General features: G+C 56.1%; 13 protein-coding genes. 6 read left to right on the forward strand and 7 right to left on the reverse strand.

From position 1 onward, the window contains the following. Positions 1–451 precede the first annotated feature (451 nt). Positions 452–1,327, reverse strand: coding sequence for a helix-turn-helix transcriptional regulator (locus JT31_RS21935; protein WP_052049048.1), 876 nt, complete (start codon positions 1,325–1,327; stop codon positions 452–454). A 111-nt stretch (positions 1,328–1,438) separates the two neighbouring features. Here JT31_RS21935 and JT31_RS21940 point away from each other — a divergent pair, with 111 nt between their 5' ends. Next, positions 1,439–2,860, forward strand: a complete 1,422-nt coding sequence (locus JT31_RS21940; RefSeq protein ID WP_038483496.1) for an MFS transporter — start codon at positions 1,439–1,441, stop codon at positions 2,858–2,860. On the opposite strand, the gene JT31_RS21945 is transcribed toward JT31_RS21940, so the two are convergent. Further along, positions 2,824–3,588 (reverse strand): helix-turn-helix domain-containing protein, encoded by a 765-nt coding sequence (locus JT31_RS21945; RefSeq protein WP_052049049.1) that lies wholly within the window; start codon positions 3,586–3,588, stop codon positions 2,824–2,826. The genes JT31_RS21940 and JT31_RS21945 overlap by 37 nt on opposite strands. A gap of 97 nt (positions 3,589–3,685) precedes the next feature. Here JT31_RS21945 and JT31_RS21950 point away from each other — a divergent pair, with 97 nt between their 5' ends. The 3 genes from JT31_RS21950 (at position 3,686) to JT31_RS21960 (ending at position 7,698) form a co-directional block, all read left to right on the forward strand. Continuing rightward, positions 3,686–4,246, forward strand: a complete 561-nt coding sequence (locus JT31_RS21950) for an NADPH-dependent FMN reductase (RefSeq protein WP_038482194.1) — start codon at positions 3,686–3,688, stop codon at positions 4,244–4,246. Positions 4,247–4,548: 302 nt separating this feature from the next. Further along, positions 4,549–6,207: a malate dehydrogenase (quinone) gene (gene mqo, locus JT31_RS21955; protein ID WP_144244076.1), complete on the forward strand. Its 1,659-nt coding sequence runs from the start codon at positions 4,549–4,551 to the stop codon at positions 6,205–6,207. 180 nt (positions 6,208–6,387) lie between these two features. Beyond that, complete coding sequence (locus tag JT31_RS21960; protein ID WP_038482201.1) at positions 6,388–7,698, forward strand: serine hydrolase domain-containing protein; 1,311 nt, start codon at positions 6,388–6,390, stop codon at positions 7,696–7,698. A gap of 43 nt (positions 7,699–7,741) precedes the next feature. Here the strand turns inward: JT31_RS21960 and gap are convergent, their stop codons facing one another. From gap to hutU, 5 genes are all read right to left on the reverse strand, one after another. Next, the gene (gap, locus tag JT31_RS21965) at positions 7,742–8,752 is read right to left on the reverse strand and encodes a type I glyceraldehyde-3-phosphate dehydrogenase (protein ID WP_038482204.1); all 1,011 of its coding nucleotides are present in this window, start codon (positions 8,750–8,752) and stop codon (positions 7,742–7,744) included. 78 nt (positions 8,753–8,830) lie between these two features. Then, complete coding sequence (locus JT31_RS21970) at positions 8,831–9,811, reverse strand: GlxA family transcriptional regulator (protein ID WP_038482208.1); 981 nt, start codon at positions 9,809–9,811, stop codon at positions 8,831–8,833. A 40-nt stretch (positions 9,812–9,851) separates the two neighbouring features. Beyond that, positions 9,852–10,649: an N-formylglutamate deformylase gene (gene hutG, locus JT31_RS21975; RefSeq protein ID WP_038482210.1), complete on the reverse strand. Its 798-nt coding sequence runs from the start codon at positions 10,647–10,649 to the stop codon at positions 9,852–9,854. Beyond that, positions 10,642–11,850, reverse strand: coding sequence for an imidazolonepropionase (gene hutI / locus JT31_RS21980; protein ID WP_038482213.1), 1,209 nt, complete (start codon positions 11,848–11,850; stop codon positions 10,642–10,644). Before hutI ends, hutG begins: the two co-directional genes overlap by 8 nt. Positions 11,851–11,901: 51 nt before the next feature. Continuing rightward, positions 11,902–13,578 (reverse strand): urocanate hydratase, encoded by a 1,677-nt coding sequence (gene hutU / locus JT31_RS21985; protein WP_038482216.1) that lies wholly within the window; start codon positions 13,576–13,578, stop codon positions 11,902–11,904. 495 nt (positions 13,579–14,073) lie between these two features. Here hutU and JT31_RS21990 point away from each other — a divergent pair, with 495 nt between their 5' ends. Both JT31_RS21990 and JT31_RS21995 read left to right on the forward strand, forming a co-directional pair. Continuing rightward, the gene (locus JT31_RS21990; protein WP_038482219.1) at positions 14,074–15,171 is read left to right on the forward strand and encodes an ABC transporter ATP-binding protein; all 1,098 of its coding nucleotides are present in this window, start codon (positions 14,074–14,076) and stop codon (positions 15,169–15,171) included. Further along, the gene (locus tag JT31_RS21995) at positions 15,168–15,812 is read left to right on the forward strand and encodes an ABC transporter permease (RefSeq protein WP_038482222.1); all 645 of its coding nucleotides are present in this window, start codon (positions 15,168–15,170) and stop codon (positions 15,810–15,812) included. The genes JT31_RS21990 and JT31_RS21995 overlap by 4 nt, the downstream gene beginning before the upstream one ends. The last annotated feature ends 1 nt before the right edge of the window (position 15,813 follow it).

Raw genomic sequence — 15,813 nt, forward strand, 5'->3', positions numbered from 1 at the left:
CGCCGCGGGAGCAAGGAGCGCCGCACAGGAAAATTTTCCACGACGTGAGATACGCCCACGCAAAACGGTGCGGCGGCTAAGTTGCATCGCCGCGACAAGGAATTCGCGTGGTTTCAGCATAGTAGCGTGATTTTACATAGCCTGGTTAACAATTCAATGGCGATATAACACCGGAATAACCTATTACGTACACGGAGGTTTCATGATGCCCTGGCGCAGAAGAAAATTTGCCTGATGTAAAAATAATCTGATGTTCAATTAATGCGGGCAAGAAGCATGAAAATGCTGCTAATTTTTTGAATTTATTTGATAAATGTAATGTTTTCGGCGAAGTCTTATTTTTATTTTGTGGTCAATTCAGAAGGGTATCTCAGGTTTCCCTGAGGTTATTCTTAAAACAAAGAAAAAAACGGGCAGCCTGTCTATGGGCTGCCCACTCGTCAACCTGAAATCAGGCTCCGCTGGACTGTGAAAAGAGACGTAAAGCCCGCTCGCCCGGTTCATCTATCGGCAGATAGACCAGCAGCCTTGAACCATCCCGAGGCGCGGAGTACCAGTTGACCTGCTGCATGCCGAAGGTACCAATTTGCGGGTGGGTATACTGCTTAATATGGTTCTCGATATTACGGATTTCGTAGCGCTGCTCCCAGAGCGTTTTAAAAGCCGGAGAGGCGACGAAAAACGATTCCAGAAGAGCTTCCCAGCGCGGGTCACCGCGATGCTCGGTGATCCCCGCGCGGAACCAGCCAACAAACTTGGGTAATACGTCCTCGTTACAGTCTACCCGGCTGCGCCAGGTTTCATTCGTCAGATACTGATATATGCAGTTGCGATGTTCGGGCGGTTCGTTGTCGAGATTAACGCCCATCAGCTGACAAAAATGCGAGTTGTAGCCAAGGATATCGAAGTTGGGCTTCTGAATACTGGCCGGATTAGGCATTAACGCATCAAGCATGCGGCGCGCGGCGGGGCTTAGCCCCTCACACTGAGCGGCAGCGGGTGCTTCGGAAGGGGGAAGGCCGGCCAGGATAAACAGGTGGCGGGTTTCCGCCGGGGAACACTGCAGCGCGGTGGCAATTGCCGCCATAGCGCTGGAGGAAGGATTCACTTCTCGCCCCTGTTCAAGCCAGGTATACCAGGTCACGCCGATGTCGGCGAGCAGCGCCACCTCTTCACGGCGAAGGCCAGGCGTGCGGCGGCGTCCGCTCCGTGGCAGGCCAAGACGCTGTGGATCCAGGCTTTCACGCCGGGTACGCAAAAACAGCGCCAGCATTTTACGGCTGTCGTCCAGCGGGCCGGGGCGTAGCTCGGGCTGAGTGATGAGCATCACAAATACTCCAGAATAGTAGTGCCAGTACCAGTATAAGCAGGAACTGGTACCCGGTTAAATTATCAGGAATGCTACGTCGGTATCCTGAACTATGCAATGGAGTCCCTGATGAATAATTCGCCTGTTTCACCCGGTCGTGCTGGCCTGGTGCTGCTGTTGACGGGCCAGATGTTGCCGTTGATTGACACCTCTATTACCAACGTGGCGCTGGACTCAATCACCCAGTCCCTCGGCACCACGCCAACTCAGCTGGAGCTTATCGTTGCGCTTTACGGCGTTGCCTTTGCCGTAAGCCTGGCGGTGGGCAGCAAGCTGGGTGATAACCACGGCCGCCGCAGAACCCTGCTGTGGGGCGTGGCGCTGTTCGGCATTGCTTCATTACTGTGCGGGATTTCCGGCTCGGTCACCGAGCTTCTGGCCGCACGTACCCTGCAAGGCGTTGGGGCTGCGCTGATTGTGCCGCAAATCCTGGCTACGCTGCACGTCACGCTTAAGGGCACCGCTCACGCCCGCGCCATCAGCCTGTATGGCGGCATTGGCGGGATTGCTTTTATTATCGGTCAAATGGGCGGCGGCTGGCTGGTATCGGCGGATATTGCCGGCCTGGGCTGGCGTAATGCGTTCTTTATCAACGTGCCTATTTGCCTGTTAGTGCTGGTGTTGAGCCGCTTTTATATTCCTGAAACTCGCAGCGAAAGCCATTCGCGCATCGACTGGCAGGGCACCGTCACGCTTGCCCTGATGCTTTGCTGCCTGCTGTTCCCGATGGCGCTTGGCCCCGATCTGCACTGGCCGTGGCCGATGCAGCTGATGCTGGTGGCCACGCTGCCGTTGGGTTACCTGATGCGCGTCGGAGCGCTAAGCCAGCAACAGCGTGGGCTACAGCCGCTGTTGCCGCCAAGGCTGTTGAAGCTGGGTAGCATACGGTTTGGCCTGCTTATCGCGCTGCTGTTCTTTACCTGCTGGTCGGGCTTTATGTTCTGTATGGCGCTGACGCTGCAGTCGGGAATGGGCATGGCGCCGTGGCAGTCCGGGAACAGCTTTATTGCGATGGGCATTTCTTATTTTGTTTCAGCGTGGTTTGCGCCGAGGCTTATCGTGCGCCATTCGCTCAGCACTATTCTACTGAGCGGGATCGCGATTCAGGTTGTGGGCCTGCTGGGGCTGATATTTACGCTCTACCATTTTGGCACCCACGCCAGCCCGCTGGCTATTGCGCCTGCCACGCTGGTGACCGGCTACGGGCAGGCGCTGATTGTGAACAGCTTCTATCGTATCGGCATGCGCGATATCGACCTGAACGATGCCGGAGCGGCAAGCGCCATACTGAGCACCTTGCAGCAATCGGCCCTGGGGCTTGGGCCTGCCGTGCTGGGGGCATTGTTCCTGCATCTGCAGCGCCAAAGCGGGGATTACTCGGTGGCAATGATAGGCTTCCTGGCCGCTGAAATTGTGATGATGCTGGCGCTTGCCGTGGCGGCCGTCACCCGCCGTCAGCTTTTATCCGGCGTGAAAGTCTCTTTAAGATAACGTCCCGGCGGCATGCCGATAATGCGGGTAAAAGCAGTGGTAAAGCTGCTGGCGCTTTGATAGCCCATATCATAGGCCACCCGTGTTATCGGTTCGCCGCCGATTAATTTCTCCACCGAACTGATAACCCGCATTCTCTCTCTCCAGCGCGTGAAGCTCATCCCGGTTTCGTTTTCAAACAGTCGCGCCAGCGTTCTTGGGCTGGTGAAGGCTAACGAGGCTAGCTGCTCGAGCGTCTTATTACAGGCAGGGGCTTCCCTGAGCAGGCCGGTTATTTGCTTCAGGCGCTTATCGTTTCCTTCAGGCACGAACAAGTCTGTTTTCAGCACCTGCTTGCGCAGTTGAAAATGCATCAGTTGGGCGATGAGCTCTAGCTGTTCGCCAGATCCCCGCTGAACGGCTAATGCCTCTTTTGCAAGCTCGGTCAGCAAATTTGAGGCGACGATAAGGGAACAGTGCTGCGGAAGCTGCTGTTCCAATCCTTGTCTGAAACGCAGGTTAATCAGCCGCGAGCGCTCGGTGTACAGCGCGCGGTGAAGTTCGCCCGGCGGCACCCAGATGCCGTTGCCGGGCGTTGCCAGCCACCAGCCTGATTCGGTTTGCAGTCGAAGGGTGCCCGCCAGCGTGACGCTAAGCTGCCCCTGCAAATGGCGGTGAAAAGTCACATCGTCACCCCGGAGATGCGCCATGTCGGAAGCTACAACGGCGACGGATGCGGGATCTGACATATTGGCACTCCTGAGAAGGGATTTGGCTGATTAGCGAAAGAATCATCTTATTTTTTTCCTGATAATACGTGCATCGACGGATTAAGAGGAGAACAAGATGAAAACATTACGTTTCGTAGGTATTGCAGGCAGTCTGCGCAATGACTCAGCTTCCCGCGCGTTGCTGAACAGCATTAGCGAAATGCTGCCGGAGCAGAGCCACTTTACTGCACTTGATATCGGTGCCATGGAACATTACTGCCAGGACCTGGAAAAGGGTGAATTGCCCGAGTCCGTGGCGACCGCCCGGCGGTTGGTGGCAGAGGCCGATGCGGTGATCGTTACCGTACCGGAATACAACCACGGCATGCCCGGCGTGCTGAAAAATGCGCTCGACTGGCTTTCACGGCCGGTCAGAGCCAGCTGCATGATGGACAAATACGTCTTTTTTGTGTCGCAATCTACCGGCGCGCTCGGCGGCGTCAGGGCGCAATATCAGCTGCGTGAAACGCTGGCTTCCATGCTGTGTAATATGGTGCCTTTGCCGGAGATGGCCGTCAGTTTTGCCAATCAGAAAACGGAGAACGGGCGCTTAACCGATCCGGTAACGGCGGAGTATATTCGCCGCCAGCTGAACGTCTTTATAAAGGTGGTTGAGCAAAATAGCACAAACCGCTAACGGCAAGATTCTGCCCTGAGACCGCGATCGGGCAGATGAGAGAATCCATGTGCAGCCATGGATTTCTTTTACCAATAACATCGCGATAAATAAGCGAATTACCGACAGTAATTTTGAGAATAGTGACTGTGTTTTGTTGGAATATAAATTCCATCAGAGTTGATTTTATTTGATTTTTTTAATTAAAAAAATCACCGGCATTAATTGTATGGATTAATGAAGATGTGAATGAGATTTTAAAATATCGTGAAAGTGGGTTAACATAGAGATACTTCATTCACCTGCGATGCAATATAATTATTATGCCTGCAATGAAAAAGACAATTATTTCTCTGACAACACTGGCGTTATTCGTAAGCTCTGCTAGCTACGCTAACGCGGATTCCACGCAAAAAACCGACTTCCTGCTGATTGGCGGCGGTATCATGAGCGCCTCTCTCGGGACGTGGCTCCAGGAGCTGCAGCCGGACTGGAAACAGGTCATGGTTGAGAAGCTCGACGGCGTGGCGCTTGAGTCCTCTAACGGCTGGAATAATGCCGGTACCGGGCACTCTGCAAATATGGAACTGAACTATACGCCGGAGCGCCCGGACGGTTCTATTGATGTCAGTAAAGCGCTGGAAATTAACGAACAGTTTATGATTTCTCGTCAGTTCTGGTCTGCGCAAATTCAGCGCGGTATTTTGAACGACCCTCATTCGTTTATTAATTCCACGCCGCACATGAGTTTTGTCTGGGGCGATAAAAACGTCGAGTATCTGACCAAGCGTTATGACGCGCTGCAGAAAACGACGCTATTCCAGGGCATGAAATTCTCTACCAACCATGAGCAAATTAAGCAGTGGGCTCCGCTGGTCATGGCAGGGCGCGATGCGAATCAAAAAGTGGCGGCCACCTGGACGCCGGTCGGCACCGACGTCAACTACGGTGAAATTACCCGTCAGCTGATCGGCAGCCTGAAAAAAAGCCAGAACTTCTCCCTGCAAACTTCTTCTGAAGTGACCGACTTCAAGCGCAATGGCGATAATTCCTGGCACGTCACCATTAAAGACGTGAATAGCGGGAAAGAACACGCCATCGACGCGAAATATGTCTTTATCGGTGCCGGTGGCGGCGCATTGAAGCTGCTGCAGGAAACAGGTATTCCGGAATCGAAAAACTATGCCGGCTTCCCGGTGGGTGGTTCGTTCCTGATGACCGAAAACCCGGCGGTAACCAGCCAGCATCTTGAAAAAGTGTACGGCCAGGCGTCCGTAGGGGCACCGCCGATGTCCGTGCCGCACATTGATGCTCGCTTTATCGACGGTAAGCGCGTGGTGCTGTTCGGGCCGTTCGCGACCTTCTCTACTAAGTTCCTGAAAAACGGTTCCTTCTTTGACCTGCTGAGCACCACCACGACCAGCAACTTTATGCCGATGACCGACGTAGGTCTGGATAACTTCGACCTGGTTAAATACCTGATTGGTCAGGTAATGCTGAGTGATGAAGACCGCTTTGAAGCGCTGAAAGAGTACTATCCGCAGGCGCGTAAAGAAGACTGGAAACTGATCCAGGCCGGCCAGCGTGTACAGATCATCAAGAAAGATGAGAACAAAGGCGGCGTGCTGAAGCTCGGTACCGAAGTCGTTGTTGACCAGCAGAAAACCATTTCTGCGCTGCTGGGCGCATCTCCAGGTGCTTCTACCGCCGCACCGATCACGCTGAACGTGCTGAAGCAGATGTTCCCGCAGCAGTTCAACTCTCCTGAATGGCAGAACAAGATCCGTGCCGTTGTGCCAAGCTACGGTCAGGAGATGAACGGCAATGCGGCGCTGACTCAGAAAGTCTGGAATGACACTGCGGCCACGCTGCAGCTGACCAAACCGCCGGTCATTGAAATGAATGACCAGAGCGCTACGCCGGTCGCTAAACCTGCCGAAACGAAAGCCGAGGCTTCTCCACAGCACGATATGGCGCTGTAAGCTTCCCGCGTTCAATCAGTAAATCAGCCCCTGCCAGCGCAGGGGCTTTTTTTTGCCTCTAAAATACTCACCTGTTTTAGAGTGGGGGATATTCCCCCGCTAACCGATATCTCATATTGAGAAATATGCCCTACAGTCCGCGTGTTGACAGGCGATAACGCCACTTTCAAGGAAAACACGATGACTAAACTGAATACCGGAATTTGCCTGCTTACCCTTTGCCTTGGTGCCGCCCTGCAGGTGAACGCCGCTCCCGTAACTGCGGATTGCCAGACGCTCCAGCTCGCAACTTGTCCCGCTCCCACGGACACGAAACTGCCTGACGTAAAAGACATGCTGACCTGGAACCAGCAGCAGCGCGTCGTGGGCTTTCGTAATGATTACCGTTCCTATGAGGGCGATGTTTTCAAAGCCGGGCAGTCTGTGCCTGTCCCACGCGCAGCAAAAGATCTCTCGGGCGTAAGCTACCAGTACGACGGACACGATTTTAAGCTGGGGGAATACCTGAAGCGAAACAGCGTGACCGGCATGATGGTGATTAAGGACGGTAAAATCGTCTGGGATTATTACGGCGAAGGCAACACGCCGACCACGCTGTGGACATCCCGCTCGGTGGGGAAATCGGTGGTTTCCACGCTGGTTGGCGTGGCGGTAAAAGAGGGGAAAATCACCTCGCTCGACGACGAGATTGTTAAGTACAACCCTGATGTTAAAGGCACCGCCTGGGAACACGTCACGGTGCGGCAACTGCTGCAGCACACCTCGGGCGTCAGCTGGGGTGAGGATTACACCAATCCGAAGTCCGACTTTGCCCAACTGACGCAGTGCGAAGCGAACAGCGATACCTACGATTGCGTGAATAAGCTGGTGAAAGACCCGCAGCGTAAAGCTTACGCTAAGCCCGGCGAGGCCTGGTCTTACTCCTCCGGCGGAGCCTGGCTGTTGGGCGATACGCTGGAAAAAGCGACCGGCAAATCTTTGGCGCAAAACCTTCAGGAGGCCATCTGGCAGCCTTACGGCATGACGCACGACGGCGTGTGGCACAGCTATCAGCCAGGCAAGCATGATGTCGGCGCACATGGCTTCAACGCCACGCTCGAAGACTGGGGTAAATTTGGTCTGTTTATTATGAACAACGGCGTGCTGCCGGACGGCAAGAAAATGCTGCCTGATGGCTGGGTGTCACAGGCTCGTGACTGGAATAAAGCGCAAAAATCCGTCACCGCCGCGCATCCGGACGGCAGCTACGGTTTTGAATGGTGGAACAACAGCGTTCCGGCGAATGCGGGCAATGTAGGGCCGAAGCACGGCCTGGAAAGTAAAGACTCGATGTGGGCGCTGGGGATTTTTGGGCAGATGATCATGGTGAACCAGAAAGAGAAGCTGGTGATTGTCCAGTGGTCTACCTGGCCGAAGGCAGAGCCGTCTTTCAGCGCGCAGCCGCTGGAAGCTTCCCTGATGTTCAACGCTATAGCGAACTCGCTTAAGTAATAAAAGAGCCAGCCGAAAGGCTGGCTTTTTACTTTTTTAGGCCTTACAGGCCGCGTTTATCCATCAGTAACGCAAGGTCAACAAGGCGATTCGAGAAGCCCCATTCGTTGTCGTACCAGGCAAGAATTTTGACCAGGTTACCGCCAATCACCAACGTAGACAGCCCGTCAATAATCGAAGATCGCGGGTCGCCCTGATAATCGCTGGACACCAGCGGTTCATCGCTATAGCCCAGAATATTTTTCAGCGGGCCTGATTCTGCTGCCTTACGGAACGCCGCGTTCACTTCCTCCGCTGTCACATCACGTTTAAGCGTGACGGTTAAATCGACGATAGACACCACCGGCACCGGCACGCGCAGGGAATAGCCGGTCAGGCGGCCGTCCAGTTCAGGAATAACTTTGCCGAGGGCTTTAGCCGCGCCGCTGGAGTAGGGCACAATCGACAGAGCTGCCGCACGCGCCCCGCGCAGGTCTTTTTCCGGCTGGTCGTGCAGCGCCTGACTGTTGGTGTAGGCGTGGGTGGTGTTCATCAGCCCGTGTTCAATCCCAAAAGCCTGATGCAGAACCTGAGCGGCAGGGGCGAGGCCGTTGGTAGTGCAGCTGCCGTTGCTGACCACAAAGTGCTTCTGCGGATCGTAGCTATCGTGGTTCACGCCCAGCACGATGGTCAGGTCGTCATCTTTACCTGGGGCAGAAATAATCACGCGTTTTGCGCCGCCGTGGGTAATGTGAACCTCTGCTTTTTCACGGCTGGTGAAAAATCCTGTGGCTTCAATAACGATATCTACGCCAACTTCGCGCCAAGGAATCTGCGCCGGATCTCTTTCGCTGAAGACGCGAACCGGCTTGCCGTCAACGTGAAGTTGGCCTTCTGAGGCCTCCACCGGCGCGGGTAGTTTGCCCATCAGCGAGTCGTGTTTGAGCAGGTGTGCGAGAGTTTTACTGTCCGTCAGATCGTTGATAGCAACAATCTCAATCTCCGGGTTACCCAGCGCGGCGCGCAGCACGTTACGTCCGATCCTGCCAAAACCATTAATCCCGACCTTAACCATGATTCACTCCTTCTCTTGAATGTCTGGGGTCAGAGTATGCTCAGGGGGGAATGGCGTAAATGACAAAAAAGGATCAATTCACGCCAACTTACGGCAGTGGAAGCGCTCGCGGTACTCTCCGGGCGTAAGGTGAAGCTGGCGCTCAAAAACGCGGCGCAGATTGATCGCGCTGCCAAAGCCCGCTGCAGCAGCGACCCGTTCCAGGGTGTCCGTTGACTGTTCAAGATGATGACGCGCGGCGGCAAGCCTTGCCTCTTCCACGTAGCGAGCGGGTGTAACGCCGGTTTCACGGGTAAAGACGCGGGTAAAATTCCTTGGGCTCATGGCAACGCGTTCTGCCAGTTTCTCTACCGACAAATCGTCCGCCAGGTTATCCAGCAGCCAGTCCTGTAGCTGTCCTATAGGCCCGGTGTTGGCGGCCTGGCGCAGATGATAGCGGCTGAACTGCAGCTGCCCGCCTGGGCGATGTAAATACATCACTAAATCCTGAGCGACGTCGCGGGCGAGGGTGAAACCGTAATCGGACTCCACCAGCGCCAGCGTAAGATCGAAACCGGAACTCACGCCGCCTGACGTCCACACCGGCCCGTCCTGAATGTACAGCGGGCCAGCTTCAACTTTAATTTGCGGCCATTTGGCCTGCATTTCCTCCAGCATTCGCCAGTGGGTGGTTGCCCTGCGGCCGTTCAGTATCCCCGCCTGGGCCAGAAGCATCGCGCCGCCACAGACGGAGGCGATGCGGTCAGCTTTGGATGCCGCGCGGCGTATCCACTCCACCACGGCGCTGCCTTCATGCTCGCTTTGGCCTTTGCCGGTAATCATTATGGTATCGCGGGGCTCGTCGGGATCGAGGTCCGCCAGCCGGTGGTCGGCCAGCAGGTTGAGCCCGGACATGCCGTGCACAACGTGATGAGGCTGCGTGGTAGCGATGCTAATGCGGTAGCGAGGTTCGGCGAGAGCCTCCGTATGCAGGCGATTGGCCTGCATCAGAATGTCGGCGATACCGGCGGCTTCGAACAGCATGCCGCCGTCAGGAACGATGATCAGAATAGTTTTCATGTCCTGAAAAGTACGCTTTTAACAAATTAAGTCAAGAGGGCTAGCCGTGGTGACGTTTTCCCCAGTCCAGCGCCGTCTCTATCAGTTGAGTCAGCAACCGCTGGAATTGCGCGCCTTTATCCGCTGACCAGGCGAAACTCTCTTCGTTCATATAGCAGCACTGCGCCACTTCCAGCTGCACGGCATGAATGTTTTGCTCCGGTGCGCCGTAGTGGCGCGTAATGTAGCCGCCCTTGAAGCGCCCGTTAAGCACTTTGCTGTAGCCGTTGAAATGCTCGCTAGTTTTCAGGAGTTCAGCGCTCAGCGCCGGGTTACAGCTGGCACCGTCTGCTGTACCGAAGTTAAGGTCCGGCAGGCGGCCTTCAAACAGGCGAGGAACTACGGACTTGATGGAGTGTGCGTCCCACAGAATCGCATAGCCGAAGGTTTCTTTCAGTCGGGCGAGTTCCTGAGCAAGCGCCTGATGATAAGGCTGCCAGATGTTGGTCAGGATGTCGGCTCTGGCCTGCTCGTTGGGAGATTTTCCGGCCTCAAACAGCGGCTCACCGTCGAAAAAGATATCCGGGTACAGCCCGGTGGTGGCGGTGGTGTAAAGCGGCTTATCGTCTGACGGGCGATTCAAATCAACCACGTAGCGGGAGTAGTTGGCGCTGAGCATGCTGGCGCCCAGATCGCGTATCGGCTGGTAAAGTTTTGGAATGTGCCAGTCGGTATCTTCCAGTTTTTTTGCCCGCCCGGTCAGCCCGTTCGCCACTTCCGGCGTTAACTGTGTGCCGGGATGCGGCATGCTGATCAGCAGCGGCAGCTTACCCTGATGAAGCTCAAAGCCCTTAATCATTCCACACCTCTTTACCTTGATAGATAACCTGTTTGGAGAGCGAGCCGCCCAGCCAATAGCTGAGCTCGGCGGGATGTTCTATCTCCCAGGCAACAAAGTTTGCTTCTTTACCGGCTTCGAGCGACCCGGCTTTATCGCTAATGCCCAACGCTCGCGCCGCATTGAGCGTCACGCCCGCCAGCGCTTCTTCAGGCGTCAGGCCAAACAGCGTACAGGCCATATTCATCATCAGCCGCAGCGACTGTACCGGCGACGTGCCGGGGTTGAGATCGCTGGAAATAGCCATCGGCACGTGATGTTTACGCAGCAGCGAAACCGGCGGTTTTTGCGTCTCGCGCAGGAAGTAAAATGCTCCGGGCAGCAGGACGGCGGTCGTCCCGTGCCCGGCCATCAGCACAATATCGTCCTCGCAGAGATATTCGAGGTGGTCGGCAGAAAGCGCATTATGGCGGGCGGCAAGCCCCGCGCCGTGCAGCAGCGAAAGCTGTTCGGCGTGAAGCTTGATCGGCAGCCCGAGTTCATGGGCCTTCATAAAGACGCGTTCCACCTGCGGGACGGAAAACGCCAGATGTTCGCAAAAGGCATCCACGGCGTCGACCAGCCCTTCGTTATGCAAAGCGGGTAACCAGTTCTCGCATACCTCGGTGATAAAGTCGTCGCTGCGGTCTTTGTACTCCGGGGGCAGAGCGTGTGCAGCCAGGCAGGTGCTGTAAATCGTCAGCGGCAGATTTTGCGCCAGCTGGCGGATCACGCGCAGCATTTTGCGTTCGTCTTCAAAACTGAGGCCGTAGCCTGATTTCACTTCCAGCGTGGTTACGCCGTCTTTGCGCAGCGCATTAATACGGCGGCCGGCGCTTTTCAGCAGGTCGGCTTCGCTCGCCTGACGCGTGGCCTTCACCGTGCTGGCGATGCCGCCGCCTGCCGCGGCAATGTCAGCGTAGGTTGCACCATTCAGGCGCATTTCAAACTCCTGGCTGCGGTTACCGCCGAATACGCTATGGGTGTGGCAGTCGATAAGACCGGGAGTGACAAGTTTGCCGTGCAGGTCGCGTTCTTCGTCATAAGGCAGGTCGGGACGCTGGCTATAGGGGCCCACCCAGGCAATTTTGCCGCCTTCGGTTAGCAAAGCCGCATCTTCGATAAGATTGTACTGGCCGTTGGCCATGGTGGTGATGTGGCAATTGCGCCATAAAATCCGCATAAGATCTCTCTCATCAGGACAGGGCGCGGCGAGTGCCGCGCCACAGAGGAACTACTTCGCCAGCATTGGCAGGTTCAGGCCGTGCTCTTTTGCACACTCAATAGCAATATCATAGCCCGCATCCGCATGGCGCATGACGCCGGTGGCCGGATCGTTATTCAGCACGCGGGCGATTCGCTCTGCCGCTTCGTCGGTGCCGTCGCAGACGATAACCATGCCGGAGTGCTGCGAGAAGCCCATGCCGACGCCGCCGCCGTGGTGCAGGGAAACCCAGGTCGCGCCGCTGGCGGTGTTCAGCAGGGCGTTCAGCAGCGGCCAGTCGGACACCGCATCGGAGCCATCCTGCATTGATTCGGTTTCGCGGTTCGGGCTTGCCACCGAGCCGGAGTCAAGATGATCGCGGCCGATGACGATAGGCGCAGACAGCTCGCCGCTTCTGACCATTTCGTTAAACGCCAGCCCCAGCCTGGCGCGCTGGCCCAGGCCGACCCAGCAGATACGCGCCGGCAGGCCCTGGAAGCTGATGCGTTCTTTGGCCATGTCCAGCCAGCGGTGCAGGTGTTTATCGTCCGGGATCAGCTCTTTGACCTTGGCGTCGGTGCGGTAGATATCTTCCGGGTCGCCGGACAGCGCGGCCCAGCGGAAAGGCCCGATGCCGCGGCAGAACAGTGGGCGAATATAGGCCGGAACAAAGCCCGGGAAATCAAACGCGTTGCTCACGCCCATCTCTTTTGCCATCTGGCGTATGTTGTTGCCGTAGTCGAAGGTTGGGATACCCTGCTGCTGGAAGGCGAGCATCGCTTTCACGTGCTCTGCCATCGAAGCTTTCGCCGCCTGAGTCACCACGGCAGGCTCAACGGCGGCGCGTTCGCGGTACTCTTCCCAGCTCCAGCCCACGGGCAGGTAGCCGTTGAGCGGGTCGTGGGCGCTGGTCTGGTCGGTCACCATGTCCGGGCGAACGCCGCGTTTTACCAGCTCCGGCAGAACTTCTGCCGCATTGCCGTGCAGGGCGATAGAAACGGCCTTACCTTCGCTGGTGTAGCGTTTGAGGCGGGCGAGGGCGTCGTCCAGATCTTTCGCCTGTTCGTCTACATAACCGGTGCGCAGGCGGAAGTCGATGCGTGACTGCTGGCATTCAATGTTCAGTGAACAGGCACCGGCCAGCGTGGCGGCCAGAGGCTGTGCGCCGCCCATGCCGCCCAGGCCTGCGGTCAGCACCCAGCGCCCGGTCAGCGAGCCGTTGTAGTGCTGGCGGCCCGCTTCGACGAAGGTCTCGTAGGTGCCCTGCACGATGCCCTGGCTGCCGATGTAAATCCACGATCCGGCGGTCATCTGGCCGTACATCGCCAGACCTTTAGCGTCCAGCTCGTTAAAGTGTTCCCAGTTTGCCCAGTGCGGCACCAGGTTTGAGTTAGCAATCAATACGCGCGGCGCGTTGGCGTGGGTTTTAAAGACGCCAACCGGCTTGCCGGACTGCACCAGCAGGGTTTCGTCCTCATTCAGCTCTTTCAGCGCCTCCACCATTTTATCGAAGCATTCCCAGTTTCTCGCTGCCCGACCAATGCCGCCGTAGACCACCAGCTCTTTCGGGTTCTCAGCCACATCCGGATCGAGATTATTCATCAGCATGCGCAGCGGGGCTTCCGTCAGCCAGCTTTTTGCATTCAGCTTTGTGCCGCGTGGCGCCCTGATTTCAACATCACGATAACGAGAAAACTCACTCTTCATGGGGGTTCACCTTGTTTTGAGATAACGGAGAAATGCTCACGAAAAATACCATGTCATTTTTTCGTTTGCTTGTATATACATGATTAGCATATTTGATGCCAGGCGCGACATTGAATTTATTTATATTTAAAATCAATGAATTATTGTTCTTGGTGCCAATAGTTACATCATATATCCCGCTAAAAACTCGCCTGGATGCACTATTTTGGCGCTCTTTACAAAGCGATTGATCCTTTTTAGGGCAAAAAGAGCAGTTCAGATAGCTGGTAAACCGCTCGGAAGGCACCGTTTAATCCTGATAAAAATCACGGTTAGATCACATTTAAAATTTAATAAAATGAACATATATTTGTTTTTAAACAATAAATTGTCTTTATTTCAATGTTGCGTTTTTGTTATGGCACAGGCTTTGCAGATTGTACATACAATGCTATACATAGCTTTTTTACGCAGCCGTTCATTTCTTCGGCAGCCAGATGACCATGAGGCGTAGCGATGATTACTTTCAACAATGTGACCAAGTTTTACGACGACGGAACGGTCGTGGTGGATGGACTGAACCTGACCGCACCCGGCGGCAAAATCACCGTGCTGGTAGGCCCTTCAGGCTGCGGGAAAACGACGTCACTGCGGATGATTAATCGGCTGATTGAGCCGTCCTCCGGCGAAATCCTGCTTAACGGCGAGTCCACCGCAGAAATGGACGTGGTGCAGCTGCGTCGGCGCATCGGCTACGTTATCCAGAATGCGGGCCTGTTCCCTCACAAAAACATTATCGACAACATCGCCACCACGGCGATCCTCAACGGCATGGCCAAGGCCAAAGCCCGCGCAAGAGCAGGCGAGCTGCTTGAGGTCGTTGGCCTGGCTCCGCAGCTGGCAAAGCGCTATCCGTGGCAGCTTTCTGGCGGGCAGCAGCAGCGCGTGGGGGTTGCCCGTGCGCTGGCCGCTGACCCGGAGTTTATGCTGATGGATGAACCCTTCAGCGCCGTGGACCCGGTGGTGCGCGATCAGCTGCAGGAAGAGTTCCTGCGCATTCAGAAAGAAGTCAGCAAAACCATCATTATGGTGACTCACGATATCGATGAGGCGATGAAGCTGGGCGACCTGGTGGCGGTGCTGAAGCCCGGTGGGAAGCTGGGGCAGATGGCCTCGCCGGGGGAGCTGCTTAACGCGCCACAAAGTGATTTCGTGGCCGATTTTATTGGCCGTGACCGGGGTTACCGCAAGCTGAGTTTCTACAATTCAGGGCCGCTGGCGTCGATGCAGACGGAGCCGACTGCCGAGGTCGGCACGCCGATTGAAATGGCGCGCAACATTGCGGTGCAGCGCTGGCTGCTGGTGACCCGCGAAGGTAAAGCCTGCGGCTGGTTTGACACCCATCAGCAGGTCGAGGCCGTTGTCCCCGAACACATTAATCTGGGCGCCACCTTTTACCCGCAAAGCGGCACGCTGCGCCAGATGCTGGACTCCGCGCTCAGCTCACCGTGCCACCGCGCCGTGGTGATTGACGACCGCGCCGAAGTGCTGGGCACGCTGGGGTTGGATCACGTGCTGGACGCGTGTAAATCCATGGCGCGGGAGGCGGTATGAAATTTGACTGGCTGTGGGCGCAAAGCGACAAAATCTTTCATTTACTGCTGTGGCACCTTTATCTCTCGGTCACGCCAATCCTGATTGGCCTGCTGTTGGCGATCCCGGCCGGCTGGTTGGTGAACAGCATGCCTCGCGTAAAGGGCGTCATCCTTAACCTGTTCGGGCTGCTGTACACCATCCCGTCCCTGGCGCTGTTTGTGCTGCTGCCGCCGTTGCTCAATACGCAAATCCTTGACCCGATTAACGTGGTGGTGGCGCTGACCATTTATAGCTTTGCGCTGCTGGTCAGAACGGTGTGTGACGGGCTGGACTCGGTGCCCACTGACACCCGGCAGTCCGCTTTTGCCCTCGGCTATAAGCCGATACATCAGTTTTTCCAGGTTGACCTGCCGCTGGCGGTGCCGGTCATTGGTTCCGGGATGCGCGTGGCCGTGGTTTCCAACGTCAGTATTGTTTCCGTCGCCGCGCTGATAGGTGCCCCGCAGTTGGGGTCGCTGTTTACCCAGGGGTTTCAACTGCAGTTTCTGACGCCGATTATTGCCGGCATCGTGCTGTGTATCGTGCTGGCTTTCGTCCTTGACTGCGTGGTCGTCGCCGTCACCCGCTCTTTAAGCCGCTGGCAGCCAATAAGGGGATAAT

This window comes from Cedecea neteri, assembly GCF_000757825.1.
Taxonomy (GTDB): Bacteria; Pseudomonadota; Gammaproteobacteria; order Enterobacterales; family Enterobacteriaceae; genus Cedecea; species Cedecea selenatireducens.

Excerpts from the sequence above, each read along its gene's own strand:
- JT31_RS21935 (WP_052049048.1), bottom strand. The coding sequence starts at position 1,327 with ATGCTCATCACTCAGCCCGAGCTACGCCCCGGCCCGCTGGACGACAGC.
- JT31_RS21940 (WP_038483496.1), top strand. The coding sequence starts at position 1,439 with ATGAATAATTCGCCTGTTTCACCCGGTCGTGCTGGCCTGGTGCTGCTG.
- JT31_RS21945 (WP_052049049.1), bottom strand. The coding sequence starts at position 3,588 with ATGTCAGATCCCGCATCCGTCGCCGTTGTAGCTTCCGACATGGCGCAT.
- JT31_RS21950 (WP_038482194.1), top strand. The coding sequence starts at position 3,686 with ATGAAAACATTACGTTTCGTAGGTATTGCAGGCAGTCTGCGCAATGAC.
- mqo (WP_144244076.1), top strand. The coding sequence starts at position 4,549 with ATGCCTGCAATGAAAAAGACAATTATTTCTCTGACAACACTGGCGTTA.
- JT31_RS21960 (WP_038482201.1), top strand. The coding sequence starts at position 6,388 with ATGACTAAACTGAATACCGGAATTTGCCTGCTTACCCTTTGCCTTGGT.
- gap (WP_038482204.1), bottom strand. The coding sequence starts at position 8,752 with ATGGTTAAGGTCGGGATTAATGGTTTTGGCAGGATCGGACGTAACGTG.
- JT31_RS21970 (WP_038482208.1), bottom strand. The coding sequence starts at position 9,811 with ATGAAAACTATTCTGATCATCGTTCCTGACGGCGGCATGCTGTTCGAA.
- hutG (WP_038482210.1), bottom strand. The coding sequence starts at position 10,649 with ATGATTAAGGGCTTTGAGCTTCATCAGGGTAAGCTGCCGCTGCTGATC.
- hutI (WP_038482213.1), bottom strand. The coding sequence starts at position 11,850 with ATGCGGATTTTATGGCGCAATTGCCACATCACCACCATGGCCAACGGC.
- hutU (WP_038482216.1), bottom strand. The coding sequence starts at position 13,578 with ATGAAGAGTGAGTTTTCTCGTTATCGTGATGTTGAAATCAGGGCGCCA.
- JT31_RS21990 (WP_038482219.1), top strand. The coding sequence starts at position 14,074 with ATGATTACTTTCAACAATGTGACCAAGTTTTACGACGACGGAACGGTC.
- JT31_RS21995 (WP_038482222.1), top strand. The coding sequence starts at position 15,168 with ATGAAATTTGACTGGCTGTGGGCGCAAAGCGACAAAATCTTTCATTTA.